Here is a 17,444-nt window from a genome sequence, read left to right on the forward strand (position 1 = left end):
CACAGCAGATAAATCAGCAGTATTTCTATTTACGATTAGGTTCGACTTCCTTGCAGCATATAGTTCTTCATTAATAGTTAAAAGAACTAACCTGCCCCACTTCTTCAAACCCTGCCATGCGACCTTCACCCTCAAATATTGTTTTACCTCGTTCATACAAACGGATGCTCAAATTTGTGTTGGCATTTTCACGTATAATTCGGTTCATCGCCCCTTGGCTGGGAGCCATCAACTCGTGCCCAGCTTGACTATCAACCGCTAGTTCTAACACTAAATTTTTTTGTTTAAGCCGAATAACTAATTGACCTTTTTCTCGAGTGATGGACTCCACTTTCCCACCATGATAAGTCGCAATTCGGTATTCCTTCCCATCGATGACCACCACGCAAATCAAGCCTAGAAACTCAAACCCAACAAAGGGAATATCGGCCAGTGAAAAGAAAAACTGAACATCCTGCTGTTGAAATTCATTGGATTGCGACCAAATGTAGGCTTTAGGAAATGAGGTTCCCCAATCTTTTTCAATATAACCGGTTCCGCTAGAGAAATCGATTGCTTGCCCATTCCAGTTAAGGTTACCCTGAAGCGAATGAGTCATACTTAAAATCCCATGGTAACATTCCATAAAGCTTAAGTAAGAAAAAGGCCCCATAATGCTTGGCGAAAATTTGCTGCGTTGGATGGGAGCCCATGGACCGTAAGTAATTTGACCAGAAATAGACAAGTTTTCCTGCTCATCCTGAATATCCAGCAAAATCCCCTCTTCGCTAAACACATTATTTCCAATCCGCACATAAAAACGGTCTGCTTCAGCAAAAAATTCACTTTCGTCAAACTGAATCATATGGGAATTTTCGTCGTGGATGATTTGGATAAAGGGTTGTCTGCTTCCGTCCTTCTCAAGCGAAATTCCTGGAATAAATGCATAGGTATGTTGGTCTATTTGGTGCTTTAGGTACCAGCCTTCAAAGAAAGACTGCTGCTTTTTTTCTCCGTGATAATAAATATCGGTGGTTATTGCCATGCCACTTTCATCCTTTCAACTAAACGTTTTCGTATAAGTTTATTATACGGAACTGCGGGAAAAGTAGCGAAGGATCGGCTTTTTTGAAGCACAAAAAAAAGACCGTGGCTTTGACATAAAACGTCACAGCCACTGAAAACCGAATAATCGGTGTGACTGAAGTAGCTCTTTTACGAAATAAGCCGCATAATCGCAAAAATATGAGAAGCTATTTTCGGATTATGCGGCTTATTTCTCGGAGCTGAACACTTCTGTCACAACCTCGGTCTAGCTATCTTAATTCCTGAACGTCAGTAACCTACTTCACAAACATGGCATCGCCGAAACTAAAGAAGCGGTAGCGCTCTTCAATCGCATGATGGTAAGCGGCTAAGGTCTCTTCACGACCCGCAAACGCACTCACCAGCATCACTAAGGTTGATTTTGGCAGATGGAAATTAGTTGAAAAGGCTTGGACGATTTTGAATTCATAGCCTGGGGTAATAAAGATATCAGTCCAACCGCTATCCGCTTTAATTTCACCATTAAATTTGGTACCGATTGTTTCTAAGGTGCGGATCGAAGTGGTGCCCACAGCAACGATCTTGCCACCATTTTCTCGTATCGCATTCAACTGGTCAGCAGCCTCTTGAGTTAGACGATAAAATTCACTGTGCATCTCGTGCTCGGCGATATTATCCACACTAACTGGACGGAAAGTACCTAGACCGACATGCAACGTTAGATAAACTAGCTTAATACCTTTTGCTTCAATCGCTTGCAACAATTCTGGCGTGAAGTGCAAGCCAGCAGTCGGTGCGGCAGCTGAGCCATTTTCCTTGGCATAAACCGTCTGGTAACGATCCGGATCTTCTAAGCGCTCCTTGATGTAAGGAGGTAAAGGCATCTCTCCTAATGATTCTAGGTTTTCCAAGAAAATGCCTTCATAGTGAAATTCGACAATCCGGCCACCATGCTCCAATTCTTCTTTTACGACAGCCTTCAAGCGACCATCGCCAAAGACAATCTTGGTGCCGACTTTTGCCCGGCGAGCGGGTTTAATTAGGGTTTCCCATTCGTCTGCTTGCGTATTATTTAATAGCAGAACTTCTAAATGGCCCCCCGTTTCGGGCTTTTCACCATATAAACGCGCAGGCAAGACCCGGGTATCGTTCATCACTAAGGCATCCCCAGGAGCTAGTTCATCAATAATATCATGGAAATGCTTGTCTTCAATCGCACCGGTTTGACGATCTAAGATTAATAATCGGGAGCTATCGCGTTGGGACAGTGGGGTTTGGGCGATCAATTCTTCTGGTAAATCAAAATCAAAATCTTCAGTTGTTAACATAATTTTCTTCCTTTATTTCTATTATATAGTTCATTTACTTGCTGCATATTCTCTTGCAGCTCATCCTTGGCTATTCTAACACGGAGGCTGATTAATGGAAAGCAGGTTCCTTTGTCTTTTAATTAAAACGGGTTATACTTATAAAAAGTAAGGAGTGAGGTTCATGACCTATTATCATCATGTTTCACTATTAACTAGACATCGAGAAGAAAATGTAACTTTTTATACGAAATTACTGGGGCTGCGCTTTGTTAAAAATACGGTTAATCAAGACAACCACCGCATGCTGCATTATTATTATGGCGATTATCAAGGCTCTCCTGGTTCAGTGATTACTTTTTTTGTGGTACCTAAACTAGGCCACCGTTACGACAACAATCATTATTTAGCCGAAGTAGAATGGAATCTGCCACAAGGAAGCGTCACTTATTGGAAGGAACGACTTCAACAAGCAGACATTCCGTTTACTGAAAAAGAGCGGCAGCTGATTTTTCACGACCCAGATGGGGTAGAGCTGATTTTTACCGAAACAGATCAGCCACCTTTGGCAGACGATCATCAAGCGGCATCAGAAGTTCCTGGCGCTAAACAATTACTAGGTTTGCGCTCGATTCATTTCCATGTACCTGATCCAGTCAAAACCAGTGAATTTTTCCAACAACTGCTAGGCTGGCAAACTAGCAATGGTCTGATTCAGCTAAGCCCACAGGAATTCGTGAAAATTTCCGCTTCGGAATCCACTGACAAAACTCACATGGGTCGAGGTAGCATTGACCATGTAGCCTTTGCAGTGAAAGACGACCAAGCGCTAAGCGACTTACACCGAAAAGCCCAAGAACAGCATTGGCAGATTGAAAAAATCGTTTCCCGCGGCTATTTCAAAAGTCTGTACATTCGTGAACCTGGCGGCATTCGAGTTGAGTTTGCTACGATGGGACCAGGCTTTACCATCGACGAAGAGTTAGCCCATCTAGGAGAAAGCTTTGCTTTGCCACCCTTTTTAGCAGACCAGCGCAAAGAGATCGAAAATCACCTTTACCCCGAAAGTTAGTCAACATTCTACAATTATCCATATTTAATGGGTAATTGTTTTTTTATTTTCCAATGCACCTTCCCGATAACTTTTGCCCAATTAGCCTTCGCTATAAATTATCATCTCGACAAAAATTAGATTCATTTGTTATTTTTTAATGTGTTTTTCCGATTACAAATCGCAACTTCAAACGATATTTTTCGATCCTAATTTGTTTTTTCTCTTTATTTATTGCATACTAGTTATATCAGTAATAACTAAAAGGACATAAAGGTGGAGTATTATGATTGAATTTGATAACGTGTCAAAAATATACCCTGGCAATAAAATGGCTGTGGAAAACATCAACCTTTCTTTCAATAAAGGTGAATTCATTTGCTTAATTGGAACCAGCGGAAGCGGAAAAACAACCACTATGCGGATGATTAATCGCATGATTGACCCCACAGAAGGTACCGTCAAAATCGACGGTGAGGACATTCAACAGATTAATCCAGTTGAATTGCGGCGCCAAATTGGTTATGTGATTCAAAACATCGGATTAATGCCCCATATGACCATTCGTGAAAATATTACCCTCGTACAAAAGCTTTTGAAAGTAGATCAAAATAAACGCGACAAGACCGCTGAACGTATGATTGATTTAGTCGAGTTGCCTAGAGACATGTTAGATCGCTACCCCCATGAACTATCAGGCGGACAGCAACAACGGATTGGTGTTGTGCGTGCCTTAGCCGCTGACCAAGACATTATCCTAATGGATGAACCCTTTGGTGCCTTAGATCCGATTACCCGGGATTCATTACAGGATTTGGTAAAGGATCTACAAGAACGCTTAGGAAAAACCATCGTCTTTGTTACCCATGATATGGATGAAGCGCTAAAATTAGCAAACCGCATAGCCATTATGGACAGCGGCCACGTGATCCAGTTTGATACGCCTGAAAACATTCTACGCGAGCCTGCCAATGATTTCGTTGAGGAACTATTAGGAGAAGATCGCCTGTTGCAGGCAAAATCCGATACCACTACAGTTGGTGAAATTATGATGCACACTGCCGTTTCCATTACACCGGAAAAGAGCTTGCAAAGCGCGGTACGTCTAATGCGAGAAAAACGAGTAGATACGCTATTAGTCGTTGACGACAGCAACACCTTAAAAGGCTTTGTAGACGTGGAAACAATTGAAATGGAACGTCGCCGTGGAACAGCAACTAGCGTGGGTGATGTTTTAAACACCAAGGTTTTCTATGTAAAAGAATCAGCCTTGTTACGAGATAGCTTACAACGTATTTTGAAACGCGGTGTGAAATATGTGCCAGTAGTAGATGATAATAAACATTTAGTCGGTATTTTAACACGGGTTTCTTTGGTAGATATCGTTTACGATGCCCTTTGGGGTGAGGAAGATACAGTGATTAGTGCCAATGGAGCGATTACTGGTACGAATGGGGAGGCGTAAGTATGCAGCAATTCATTAACGAATACGGCGGACAAATCCTCACCAAAAGCGCTGAACATATTTATATCTCAGCCTTTGCCTTGATTCTTGGGATTTTGTTTGCAGTTCCGCTAGGCATCTTGCTTACCCGCTTACCTCGAGTAGCAAATGTCATCATTGGAATTGCCAGTGTCCTGCAAACGGTTCCTTCATTAGCCTTGTTGGCTCTAATGATCCCATTCTTTGGGGTTGGGAAAGTCCCAGCGATTATCGCGCTATTCATTTATTCTTTATTGCCAATTTTACGGAATACTTATATTGGGATGCGAAATGTGGACAGCAACTACCGCGATGTAGCTCAAGGTATGGGCATGACCAATATGCAGTCAATTATTTCAGTTGAAGTTCCAATTGCTATTCCTACCATTATGGCGGGGATTCGTTTAGGAGCGGTTTATGTAGTTGCTTGGGCAACATTAGCTTCTTACATCGGTGCCGGAGGGTTAGGCGATTTGATCTTTAGTGGCTTGAACAATTTCCAACCGCCATTGATTTTTGCCGGAACTATTCCTGTCATTATTATCGCATTATTATCGGACTTCTTGTTGGGCTTATTGGAAGATAAATTAACCCCAAAAGCACTGCGAAAGGAGGTGGAATAGTTCATGAAAAAAGCCAAATTACTTATTTTAGGACTTGCCTTATTTGTTCTAAGCAGTTGTTCCTTCCCTGGATTATCCTCTAATGACAATGAAGATACAGTGGGAATTACCGGCGGCGTAACCACCGAAGCTCAAATTTTAGGTGGGATCGTGGCCGAGATGGTGGAACATTATACAGATTTAAATACGACGGTCATTAATAATTTAGCGACTACTACGATTAATCATCAAGCCATGATGAACGGTAATGCGTCCATTTCAGCAGCTCGTTATACGGGGACAGACGTAACAGCTACCCTAGGATTACCTGCTGAAAATGATCCAGATAAAGCCTTCGAGTTGGTTAGTAAGGAGTTTCAAAAACGTTACCAGCAAACTTGGTTCCCATCATTTGGTTTTGACAATACTTATGTTTTCTTAGTACGAAAAGACACGGCTGAAAAATACAACTTAACGAAGGTCAGCGATTTGCAGGATGTTGCCGGTGAATTAACTGCAGGGGTCGATACTGCTTGGATCACTCGTGAAGGCGATGGCTACGACGGCTTTAAGGAAATGTATGGCTTTGAGTTTTCTTCAATTTTACCAATGCAAATCGGGTTAGTTTACGATGCAGTCGATGCTGGGCGGATGGATATTGTTCTCGGGTATTCCACCGACGGACGAATTGCCAGCTACGACTTAGTGATGTTGGAAGATGACCTGCACTTCTTCCCCCCTTACGATGCCGCATCTGTAGCATCCAATGAAGTTCTCGATAAAAATCCCGAACTCCGTGAAATCTTAGGAAAACTAGCCGGAACCATAGATACAGAACAAATGCAAAAATTAAACTATCGTGCCGACAATGATTTGGTGGAACCTTCAGTGGTAGCCAAAGAATTTTTAGAAGAGCACAACTACTTTGAAGGAGAGTGAGCGTAATGGAAAACATGAATACATTTCAACAATTCATTGAGTATTTTCAAGTGAATGGCACTTATGTCTTCTCACAATTCTATCGCCACTTCTTGATTTCAATTTATGGCGTGCTGTTTGCGGCAATTGTGGGAATTCCAGTGGGGATCTTTATTTCCAAACATTACAAGCTAGCCAACTGGGTGATTCGGATTGCGAACATTATCCAAACAATCCCTTCGCTAGCGATGATTTCAATTCTAATGCTAGGCTTAGGCTTAGGTGCAAATGTCGTTATCTTAACTGTCTTTCTTTACTCATTACTGCCAATTATTAAAAACACCTATACCGGGATGCGGCAAGTCGATCGTAACGCCCTAGATGTCGGCAAGGGTATGGGAATGACTTCCTTCCAACGCTTGTATATGATTGAACTGCCTTTATCAGTTTCAGTCATTATGGCCGGGATTCGAAATGCCCTCGTGGTTGCGATTGGGATCACTGCGATTGGCGCCTTCGTTGGTGCCGGCGGCCTCGGTGATATTATCATCCGCGGAACCAATGCCACTGACGGAACCGCAATTATCTTAGCAGGTGCTTTGCCCACCGCTTTAATGGCCATCATTACCGACTGGTTGTTAGGCTTAGTGGAAAAACGCTTAGATCCAGCGACAAAAACGAGTAAATAAAGAAATCAGGAACGGGAAATCTTTTATAGATTCCCGTTCCTGATTCTTTTATTTCTTCAAATGATAATTATAGGTACTAATCACAATATCGTCTCGATAAGACAAACGCAATCGTAATCGCAAAGCTGTCTGGTTATGGAGCGACAGCTTCCAAGCTTTGTTAGGTACAAATTCTGGTATCAAAACGGTTGTCGTATAATTGTATTTTTTCGAATTCTTACTTACTCGATCCACATAGCGAGCGACTGGATTGACAATCGAACGATACGGCGAACGAACGACTGAAAAGCGTACGTCAGGGAATTTCTCTTTAAATTCCCGCTGGATTTCCTTTTCCTTTTCAGAATTTTCATCCAATGAAACATGCATGGCGATCACATAATCCCCGATAGACCGAGCATAATTGAGCGCGCCAATATTCACCTGAGTCACGTTTCCGACTAACACAATTACCGCATTCCCATCGTATTCATGGAGCTCGACCTCTTCAGCTAACCGCAACTGCTCAGCCACATTTTTATAGTGTTGATTGATTTTGTAAAAGACAAAAATCAAGATCGGCATAATGATGAAAAACGGCCAAATATCATTCAAGCGGTAAATAAACAAGATCACTACAATTGAGAAGGAAATCAGAGCACCAATAATGTTGGCAATTGATCTTCTTAACCAAGGACCGCCCTCACTGTACCACTTTTTCACCATCCCTGTTTGAGACAAAGTAAAGGGAATAAATACCCCCACGGAATATAGCGGAATCAAACGTTCGGTTGACCCTTGAAAGATCATCAACAAGACAATCGAACCTAATGCCAACGTGATGATTCCGTTAGAATAACCGAGCCGATCCCCGCGATCTTGGTATCGATGTGGTAAAAATTTATCTTTAGCTAGATTATACGCTAATACTGGAAAAGCCGAAAAACCCGTATTGGCTGCCACGGCTAAGATTAACGCTGTAGCAAACTGCATAATATAATACATGATCCCTTTACCGAAAACGGCTTCTCCTACTTGAGACAAGACCGTCACCTGTTCAGAAGGAACAATCCCATACCAATAGTTCAAAAAAGTAATCCCCGTAAAGAAGAAAGCTAGGATAATGCCCATCATTGCTAAGGTTCCTGCAGCATTTTTAGCCCGTGGTTTCTTGAAAAACGGCACCGCATTACTGATTGCTTCTACCCCAGTTAAAGAGGAAGACCCGGAAGAAAAGGCCCGCAGCAAGAGTGCTATACTGATCCCTGGGACAAACGATCCCGCCTGAGCAGTCGCCTGTATCGGCGTAACTCCAGTGACAATTTTGACTAACCCGACAATAATTAACACAGTCATAATGGCAATGAACAAATAAACAGGCAGCATCAAAAATCCAGCCGATTCTCGCAATCCCCGCAAGTTCATCAGCATTAACAACAGCACAATCACCACTGCAATCAATACCCGATGGTTATATAACGCTGGGATCGCTGATGCAATCGCCTCAGCTCCTGCTGACACAGACACTGCCACGGTTAGCATATAGTCAACCAGCAGTGAACCACCCGAAATCAGTCCCGCACTTTTCCCTAAATTTTCACTACTGACAACATAAGCTCCGCCGCCATGAGGATAGGCGTGAATGATTTGCCGATAAGAAAAAATCAGTGAAGCGAGTAATACTAAGACCACCGCTGCAATTGGCAGCGAGTACCAGATTGCCGCAGCCGATAGGGTCATTAATACAACCACGATTTGTTCCGTTCCATACGCCACTGATGACAAGGCATCTGACGATAATAATGCCAACGCCGCAAACCGCGACAAGCTCTGTTCATCATTTTCTGATGATTTTAAAGGTCGCCCTACCAACAACCGTTTTAAATAATTCACTTTGTTTCAGCTCCTAACTCGATCTTAAGGTAATAACTTTTCTAGAAAAATTAGTTTTGATTTTCGTACACGTACCATTCTTCTAGACTGGATGTTTTAAATTTTTCCCCTAATTATCTATTTCACTACTTAGTGTATTCCCATTTTCTAAAGCGTCCAACTAAACTGCTCGGCTTAGACAAATTTAGCGAAACACTGAACAAAACACTCGTCAAAAATCGAAATACTTTTTCATCATTTCCGCCAAATAACTGCAAGCAATCGCCATACTACTCGCCTTTGAAATAAAAGTCAACACCCGTTTTGATTAGAATCTGCTAAAAGCTAGCTAAACAAAAAAGAGGGCTCAAGAGTAACCCGTTTGCAATTATTTATCAAATTAAAAAAGCAGGAAATTCACAACAAAGTGATCTCCTGCTTTCGCTTAATGGAAGATTTTACTTTCATGGGAAACTTTCGTTAGCTTCGCTGTTTTTGGTTGGATGATTGGGTAAGCCCATGTTCCAATAACGCCGAACAAAACAATGATAAACAGCATAATCAATATGTCTGTTTGTGCATTAGGCCAGTAGATCCCACCGGCGCTTTCCCGCAATAGATTGACTGCATGGGTAAAGGGCAGCCAAGGATTCACCGCTTGGAAGAATTTCCCAGACACTTGAATGGGGTAGTTTCCGCCACCACCAGAGATAGACAAGACCAGTATGATAATGGCCATCCCCTTACCGACAGTCCCAAACAATGCGACGAGAACGTAAACCATCATCGTGAAGGCTACTACCACTAACAGAGCAAATAGGACACTCCAAAATGGATTCTTTACATAAACTCCTAGTAAGAAATAGTTCCCTAAAGAAACCACCAACGCTTGGCCTATTCCCATCGTCATATAAGTGAGTAAACGTGCACCAAATTGTTCTCGTTTCGTGTATTTGCCACGATCTTTTTTATCTAGATAAAAATCAGTCGTCGTTACACTTGAAAACAAAACGGCACCTACCCACAGACAGAGCGCAGTATAAAATGGTGCACTTGCTGATCCGTTATTTTCAATGGGATACATAGTATTCGTTTGTAGATCGACGGGTTCTGCGAAGAAATTACTTTCCTTTTGCGCATCTAATTTCAGCAATTTCACGATTTCGCCTAAATCAATCGTTTCGTTTCCTTGGTTAATCGCTTCAGCCGCTTTTTGAATCCCACTGCGTAAAGTTGGCCAGTCATTTTGGATTAGATCTGTCGCCATATTTAACGCCGATTCTACTTCGGGCATTTTTTCATTGGCAATGTTTAATCCTTGATTAATATCATTTTTGACTCCTGGCCAATCATTTTGCATAAAGTCAGAAGCTTGGCCCAAACGCTGTTCTACAACGGGCAACTCGTTGTTGTAAAGACTCGCGCCCGTGTTAATACCATTGACGATCATATCCATATGTCCATTTAATAAGACATTAGCATCATGAACTTCTTGACCGATTGCCGGCATTTGTTGTTGATACTTTTCCAAAATTGGAATGGCATTGGCAACGGTTTGTTGGGTGTTTGCTAACAAGGAAGCAAAATCGATTTGTTGGGCTTGGTTCAAGACGCCTTGAGCAGTCGTGATGGTGCTGATGACCTTGTCTAGGACCGATGTGACTGTATTAGATACTTGTTGTACATCGATACCATTAGCTAAATCAGCCACCTCATTTGCGGCTTGTTGAATTTCTCCAAAGTAATCTTTTAAGTATTCTTGCAAACCTTCAATATCATTATCATGAACTGCTTGCTTCAAGCTGCCCAAACGTTGATTCAAGGTATCCAGAGCTGAATTAATTCTGTTCAAGTCGTCAATAATCGCTGATAAGGCTTGGCTAGCATCAGTTAAACCATTTGAGTCTGCCTGTGCCTTCAATTGTTGCATGAAACCAATAACTGAAGTATTCGCATCTTTCTGACGATTAACATTATCCATGAAGTCTTGGATCAACTGCTCCAAATTAGCACGTTCAGCCTCGGACAACTCATTATCAGTAATCGCCTGGTTAATTGCATCCGCTATAGAAGAAGTCGTAGTTGCCACCTGTCCAATTGAGCTCAACGTTATTTGGACACTGTTAGCAATACTTGGCACCGCATCTTTCAATTGCTCCGCACCATTTTTAGTAGTGGTGGCTAAATCATCCGCTTGATTTCCCAGTTGTTGAACATCGGGCAGAATTTGTTGCACCTGCTGGATGATTTGCAGCCCTTGTTTCGCTTCATCAATCCCATCCGTTAAGGTTTGTTGAATCGAAGCAAAATCAGCGTCGACTGTTGCTAGCTGCTGACCCGCTTGTTGAATTTCAGGAATTTTTTGTTGCAAAGTTAAAATGATACTAGCCTGCTGTTTCAATTCAGGAAATTTTTGATTTAAGGTGACTAGCTTTTGACCTAACTCATCAATTTGCGGTAAATAACTTTGCAGCTGATTGGCTTGCGCCAGCTTTTCCTTCAATTCTGGCAGTTTGCCTTGGACCGCTACAATTTCCTGTGTGTATTGATCGATCTCATCCAAATTATCATTGGTGGTGAGAATCAAATCCTTCACCTTGTTGATGCTTACCAGATTTTCATCGATATTGTAGCCTATCTCGTTAAAGGCTGTCAGCAGAGTAGAGCTGGCGGTTTTGATAAATTCATCCGTAATTTCCTGCTGAATGGAGCCGGCTCCCTTATCCGTAATTTTTGGTGCAATGGCATTAATCTTTTGATTCAAGTAATACTCAATTTTTGGTTTCTTAATGTCGCCAGAAGTAAAGCTTAATAAATCTTCGGAAAATTCTTTAGGTAAATAAATCCCTGCGTAGTATTTTCCTGATTTCACTCCTTCAACAACTTCATCCTTGGAATCGACGAATTGCCAACCCAATTGCTTGTTTTTATGAAGGTTATCAATTACCTGATCGCCAATCTCAATATCTTTACCTTGAAAAGACGCTCCAGCATCCGCACTATACACAGCAATTGGCAGCTCTCCGGTATTGGAATACGGGTCCCACAGCGCTTTAATATTAAACCAAGCATAAAGGGAGGGAATAACCATCAAAGCGAGCATCAGCACAACTGCAATCGGATTTTTGGCGATTCGCTTCCAATCGAGGGCGTATAATTGTAACGTATGTTTGATTGATTGGAATGGTTTCATTTCATTTCACCCACTAGTTATATTTTTTCACTCACTTACTTTAGCACGGAAATTTGATTCTTTTCAATTATTGAAACCGCGTGGAATCAACTTTTACGACACATATGACGATCTGTCACAAATGTATCCCTTTCCAATCATCAAAGGTAAAGAAAAGCTTAAAGCACTAGTTTTTTAGCAGCGATAAACTTGTTTAACAACGCCTCAGTCTGTTGCTTAATTTCTTTGCCATCGCCGTCTTTCACACTTAGACGCAGCGTAGGCGTACTCTCCATATCGATTAACCGAATCGGTGTAGCTACACCATCAATCATTTCAATGGTTATTTCAGGATGGATCAACGTTTCCCCACACATTCCTGGAACAAGGAAAGCCAATTGGTAACCTTCCTCCGTTGGTCTCAAACGGTAGTAGCCATCCTCAATATATTCTTTCTCCGCTGAGTAATTAGCCCGTACTACTTCCCATTTTTTCTGATTCATTTGCTTTCTTCCCTTTCAACGATGAACTTACCAGCAGGCGGATGACCTTCTAATGCTTCATGTGCTTCAACGACACTTTCTAATGTAAAAGGATACTTTTGAGCGATAGTAATATGGAGATCCGCCGTTTCGTATAATTGATTAAAGGCTTCTAGCGCTTCTAAATCTGAATATTCTTTAGATGGTGCATAATGCTGATAATTACCTGCTTTGGATTGATCTTCTGGAAGATCATTCAATACGACATAATTACCGCCAGCTTTCATCGCTTTTAAACCAGATTCAGCGGTTCGGCTTCCCTTGGTTGCATCAATCACAGTATCAATCTGTTCTTCAAAGCGCACACCAACATCTTCTTGATCATACGCCGCAAATTCATCCACGCCTAATGAACGAACTAATTCTTCGTTCTTTTTCGAAGCTGTAGCATACACCGTTTTTCCTTGATATTTTAAAAGACGTACTAGTAACGAACCGACTGCTCCAGAGGCCCCTTGAACTAAAATCGTTCCGCCAATTTTATCCCCTAGTGTATGGGTAACTACGTTATATGCAGTCAACCACGGCGTAACCGCACCTGCTGCTTCAGCCCAACTGACAGTCGCAACCTTTTTAGCAACTTTCCCACCCGGAACAACGATTTCTTCGCCATAAGTCCCGCCAACTGCATGCAAAATTACCTGATCCCCCAACGCTACATGTTCCACCTGCGATCCGACTTCCGTTACAATTCCAGCACCGTCATTGCCTAAAACGTAAGGAAACTTCAAGGTACGAAAGCTGCTCATTTTCCCCTGACGAAGTAGAACATCATACGGATTCACACCAAAAGCCATGATTTTCACCCGAACGTGGGTCTCATCCATTTCACGAGGTGCGGCATCAATTTCCGTCAGGACCTCTCTTGCTGGACCATACTCCTTCATTGCAAATCGTTTCATCTTCCCTCATCCTTTCTATAAAAAAAACTTACTGTTTTGAAAACCAAACATAAAAAAGCGGCCAGGTTTACACGAAACCTCGCCGCTTTACCTATCTTAACAATAATACAAAATGACTAGCTTTGAAACTATCTAGCCTTAATCCAACTCAACTTTACCAGTGTATAGCTGATAATACATGCCATGCTCTTCTAGCAAGCTATCATGGTCGCCCCGTTCGATGATTCGTCCGTGATCCATTACCATGATGACATCTGAGTTTTGGATGGTAGACAAGCGATGGGCAATTACAAATACCGTACGCCCTTCCATCAAGCGATCCATCCCAGTTTGAACGATACTTTCGGTCCGAGTATCGATACTAGATGTTGCTTCATCCATAATCATTACCGGCGGATCAGCAATCGCTGCTCTGGCAATCGCCAACAGTTGACGCTGACCTTGAGACAAGCCATCCCCATCACCAGTGATCACTGTCTCGTATTTTTCTGGTAAATGCTGGATAAACATGTCCGCATTAGACAATTTAGCGGCCTCATATACTTCTTCATCTGTCGCATCTAAACGACCATAACGAATATTTTCTTTAATTGACCCTGTAAACAAATGCGTATCCTGCAGAACAATCCCTAATGAGTGACGTAACGAATTCTTTTTGATCTTTTTCACGTTGATCCCATCGTAACGGATTTTCCCGTCTTGAATATCGTAAAAGCGGTTGATCAAATTCGTAATCGTCGTTTTTCCTGCACCTGTCGCCCCAACAAAGGCGACCTTTTGTCCAGGTTCTGCATAAAGGTTAATGTCGTGTAGGACCATATTATTTGCATCATAGCCGAAGTTCACATCTTCAAAGCGAACATCACCAGTCAAGCGAGTATAAGTCGTACTGCCATCCTCATGCGGATGTTTCCATGCCCACAGTCCAGTCCGTTGTTTTGATTCTACCAACTGGCCATTTTCTTCGGTAACATTCACCAGCGTTACATAGCCATCGTCTACTTCGGGTTCTTCATCTAGTAATTGGAAAATTCGATCAGCACCGGCTAGAGCCATAATAACAAAGTTGATTTGTTGAGAAATTTGACTGATTGGTCCATTCAATGAACGACTCAATTGTAAGAACGAAGCGATCATACCAACAGTTAATGCCGATACACCATACACTGCAAACAAACCGCCGACAATCGCAACTAATACATATTGAATGTTCAATAGGTTCATCATAATTGGCATCAGCATGTTGGCTGTTCCATTGGCTTTAGCCGCACTTTCCCGCAAATTTTCATTGATCGCATCAAATTCCGCAATCGCCTTCTTCTCATGATTAAAGACTTTCACGACTTTTTGTCCATGCATCATTTCTTCCACATAGCCGTTCACCTTACCCAGATCCCGTTGCTGATCGCCAAAATAGCGACCGCTACGTTTTGAGATAAAGCGCAGCATCACAAACATTAACGAGACCGAGAACATCACGAAAAGAGCCAACGGAATACTAATAGAAAACATCGCAATAAAAACAGAAACAAAGGTAACAAACGCCATCAACAGATTGGGAATACTCTGAGAAATCATCTGTCTTAACGTATCCGTATCATTGGTGAAGTGACTCATGATATCACCGTCTGAATTGGCATCAAAGTATCGCAACGGCAAGCTCTCCATGTGAGTAAACATGTTGTCACGAATAGTCTTTTGTGTGCCTTCAGAAACTTTTACCATCACTAAGTTGTAAAACAATGTTCCCACAATTCCCACGGCGTAGATCAAACCCATTGTCATAATGGCCTTTAATAGGCCGCTAAAATCTGGATTTGACTGCCCCAGCATCGGCGTAATATAGTCATCAATTACCACTTGCAGGAATAAAGAACCGCGAACATTGGCAAAGGCACTAACTAAGATCGCAACAAAAACGATAAAGAGCTGAAGCTTATATTTTTCCAGCATAATTTTCAACAGACGCTTTAAAGTCTTTGTGGGACTGGATTTAGCAAATTTTCGATTATTCGGAATCATGTTCACCAAATCCTTTCTGTTGAGAATTAAAGACTTCTTGATAAATCTGGTTGTTTGCCAGTAATTCATCATGGGTTCCTATCCCATTAATTTTACCGTCATCTAAGACAATGATTCGATCTGCGTCCTGAATAGAACTAACACGCTGTGAAATAATAAACGTTGTTGTACCCGGAATCGCTTTTTTCAAGCCCTCACGAATCGCGCGATCGGTTTTCGTATCTACCGCACTGGTGGAATCATCTAGAATCAAAATCTTTGGTTTCTTCAACAAGGCACGGGCAATTGTCAAACGCTGCTTCTGACCACCCGAGACGTTGTTCCCGCCTTGAGAAATCATTGTCTCGTATTTTTTAGGAAACTCTTGAATAAAAGGATCGGCTTGAGCAATCTGAGCGGCGGCTTGAATTTCTTCGTCCGTGGCTTGTTCATTTCCCCAACGCAGATTTTCGTTGATAGTCCCACTAAACAAGACATTGTTTTGCAGCACCATACCTACTTGATCCCGCAATGCTTCTAGATCGTACTGGCGAACATCATGTCCACCAACTTTAACCTGACCATGCGTCACGTCATATAATCGAGGAATCAACTGGACCAAGCTGGATTTAGAACTCCCGGTGCCTCCGACAATTCCAACCATTTCGCCAGACTTAATCGCCAGATCGACATTTTCCAGCACCAGTTTATCCATATCATCCTGATAGCTGAAGCACACATCTTCAAATACTACTGAGCCATCAGGTATTTCTGTTAATGGGTTCTCCCCATTTTGCAGATCACTTTCTTCATCAATGACAGCGATCACCCGTTCAGCTGACGTTCGAGCGATCATTAATTGGACAAAAGTCATCGACATCATCATTAAGCTCATAAGGATTTGCATGGTGTAATTGAACATACTAACCAGTTCACCCGTCGTTAACGAGCTCTGTTCAACGATCAATTCCGCACCTAACCAAGAAATTAACAACATACAAGTATAAATTGCAATTTGCATAACGGGCATATTGAATGCTACAATCCGTTGTGCTTTGGCGAAATTATTGTAAACAGCTTGAGAAACTTCACCAAATTTTTCTTCTTCATGTTCTTCACGAATGTAAGATTTCACTACGCGAATCCCTTGAAGATTCTCTTGAACGACATTATTTAGACGGTCATACGTACGGAAAACCTTCATAAAAATCGGATAGGCAAAGTGAATGATCAGACCTAAACCAATTCCAAGTAACGGTACAATAATCAAATAAATCATTGATAGACTCCGATTGATATGGAATGCCATGATCAAAGAAAAGATCAAAATCAAGGGTGAACGCACTAGGATTCGAATAATCATTTGGTAAGCGTTCTGAATATTGGTTACATCAGTGGTCATACGAGTAATCAAACTCGAGCTGGAGAAACGGTCAATATTGGAGAAAGAGAAGCCTTGCACTTTTTCAAACAAACGATGACGCAGATTTTTTGCAAAACCCGCCGATGCAATCGCAGCTGTTCGTCCTCCTAAAGTCCCCATAAACAATGCAAATAAGGCACAAAGAAACAGCAATCCACCATAACGTAAAATCAGCGACTGATCACTTTTTTGAATTCCTTGGTCAATCAGGCTAGCCATAATTAGCGGCATGATGACATCCATTAATACTTCCCCCATCGTAAATAGTGGGGTTAACAAACTATCTTTTTTGTATTCGCCGACATTTGCCAGCAGCTTCTTCAGCATACATTCACGTCCTTTCACTTCACTACCAGTATATGAGTTTCTGGCAGGTAATTCTAACTACTTGCTTAAGAAAGGCTTCGCAAACTTGCTTACGCTTTTTATGAACTGTTCTCACATTAACTCTGCTAAGGCAATAGTTGAGTTTTACAG

13 protein-coding genes are annotated in these 17,444 nt (G+C 41.9%); 5 read left to right on the forward strand and 8 right to left on the reverse strand.

The features are described from left to right. Positions 1–70: 70 nt before the first annotated feature. Positions 71–1,024, reverse strand: coding sequence for a tocopherol cyclase family protein (locus IGI42_RS07420; RefSeq protein ID WP_438715195.1), 954 nt, complete (start codon positions 1,022–1,024; stop codon positions 71–73). 298 nt (positions 1,025–1,322) lie between these two features. After that, entirely contained in the window at positions 1,323–2,354 is a 1,032-nt protein-coding gene (gene queA / locus IGI42_RS07425) for a tRNA preQ1(34) S-adenosylmethionine ribosyltransferase-isomerase QueA (RefSeq protein WP_438715196.1), read from the reverse strand. A gap of 163 nt (positions 2,355–2,517) precedes the next feature. Between queA and IGI42_RS07430 the strand changes: the two genes are divergently transcribed. From IGI42_RS07430 to IGI42_RS07450, 5 genes are all read left to right on the forward strand, one after another. Continuing rightward, entirely contained in the window at positions 2,518–3,405 is an 888-nt protein-coding gene (locus tag IGI42_RS07430) for a VOC family protein (protein WP_438715197.1), read from the forward strand. Between the two features lie 265 nt (positions 3,406–3,670). Further along, the gene (locus IGI42_RS07435) at positions 3,671–4,849 is read left to right on the forward strand and encodes a betaine/proline/choline family ABC transporter ATP-binding protein (RefSeq protein WP_438715198.1); all 1,179 of its coding nucleotides are present in this window, start codon (positions 3,671–3,673) and stop codon (positions 4,847–4,849) included. Between the two features lie 2 nt (positions 4,850–4,851). Next, entirely contained in the window at positions 4,852–5,490 is a 639-nt protein-coding gene (locus tag IGI42_RS07440; protein WP_438715199.1) for an ABC transporter permease, read from the forward strand. Positions 5,491–5,493: 3 nt separating this feature from the next. Then, positions 5,494–6,408, forward strand: a complete 915-nt coding sequence (locus IGI42_RS07445) for an osmoprotectant ABC transporter substrate-binding protein (RefSeq protein ID WP_438715200.1) — start codon at positions 5,494–5,496, stop codon at positions 6,406–6,408. Between the two features lie 5 nt (positions 6,409–6,413). After that, positions 6,414–7,076, forward strand: coding sequence for an ABC transporter permease (locus tag IGI42_RS07450; protein ID WP_438715202.1), 663 nt, complete (start codon positions 6,414–6,416; stop codon positions 7,074–7,076). 48 nt (positions 7,077–7,124) lie between these two features. Here IGI42_RS07450 and IGI42_RS07455 read toward each other — a convergent pair whose 3' ends face one another. The 6 genes from IGI42_RS07455 to IGI42_RS07480 all read right to left on the reverse strand — a co-directional run bounded on the left by IGI42_RS07455 (position 7,125) and on the right by IGI42_RS07480 (position 17,294). Beyond that, positions 7,125–8,948: an amino acid permease gene (locus tag IGI42_RS07455; RefSeq protein WP_438715203.1), complete on the reverse strand. Its 1,824-nt coding sequence runs from the start codon at positions 8,946–8,948 to the stop codon at positions 7,125–7,127. A 424-nt stretch (positions 8,949–9,372) separates the two neighbouring features. Then, complete coding sequence (locus IGI42_RS07460; RefSeq protein ID WP_438715204.1) at positions 9,373–12,120, reverse strand: YhgE/Pip family protein; 2,748 nt, start codon at positions 12,118–12,120, stop codon at positions 9,373–9,375. A gap of 158 nt (positions 12,121–12,278) precedes the next feature. After that, complete coding sequence (locus IGI42_RS07465) at positions 12,279–12,602, reverse strand: hypothetical protein (RefSeq protein WP_438715205.1); 324 nt, start codon at positions 12,600–12,602, stop codon at positions 12,279–12,281. Next, the gene (locus IGI42_RS07470) at positions 12,599–13,543 is read right to left on the reverse strand and encodes an NADP-dependent oxidoreductase (RefSeq protein ID WP_438715206.1); all 945 of its coding nucleotides are present in this window, start codon (positions 13,541–13,543) and stop codon (positions 12,599–12,601) included. Before IGI42_RS07470 ends, IGI42_RS07465 begins: the two co-directional genes overlap by 4 nt. Positions 13,544–13,681: 138 nt before the next feature. After that, positions 13,682–15,565, reverse strand: coding sequence for an ABC transporter ATP-binding protein (locus IGI42_RS07475; protein WP_438715207.1), 1,884 nt, complete (start codon positions 15,563–15,565; stop codon positions 13,682–13,684). Further along, a complete protein-coding gene (locus IGI42_RS07480; RefSeq protein WP_438715208.1) occupies positions 15,552–17,294 on the reverse strand; it encodes an ABC transporter ATP-binding protein in 1,743 nt (580 codons plus the stop codon). Before IGI42_RS07480 ends, IGI42_RS07475 begins: the two co-directional genes overlap by 14 nt. Positions 17,295–17,444: the final 150 nt, after the last annotated feature.

The sequence above is a fragment of the Enterococcus sp. AZ109 genome (genome assembly GCF_051714625.1).
Classification (GTDB): domain Bacteria; phylum Bacillota; class Bacilli; order Lactobacillales; family Enterococcaceae; genus Enterococcus_A.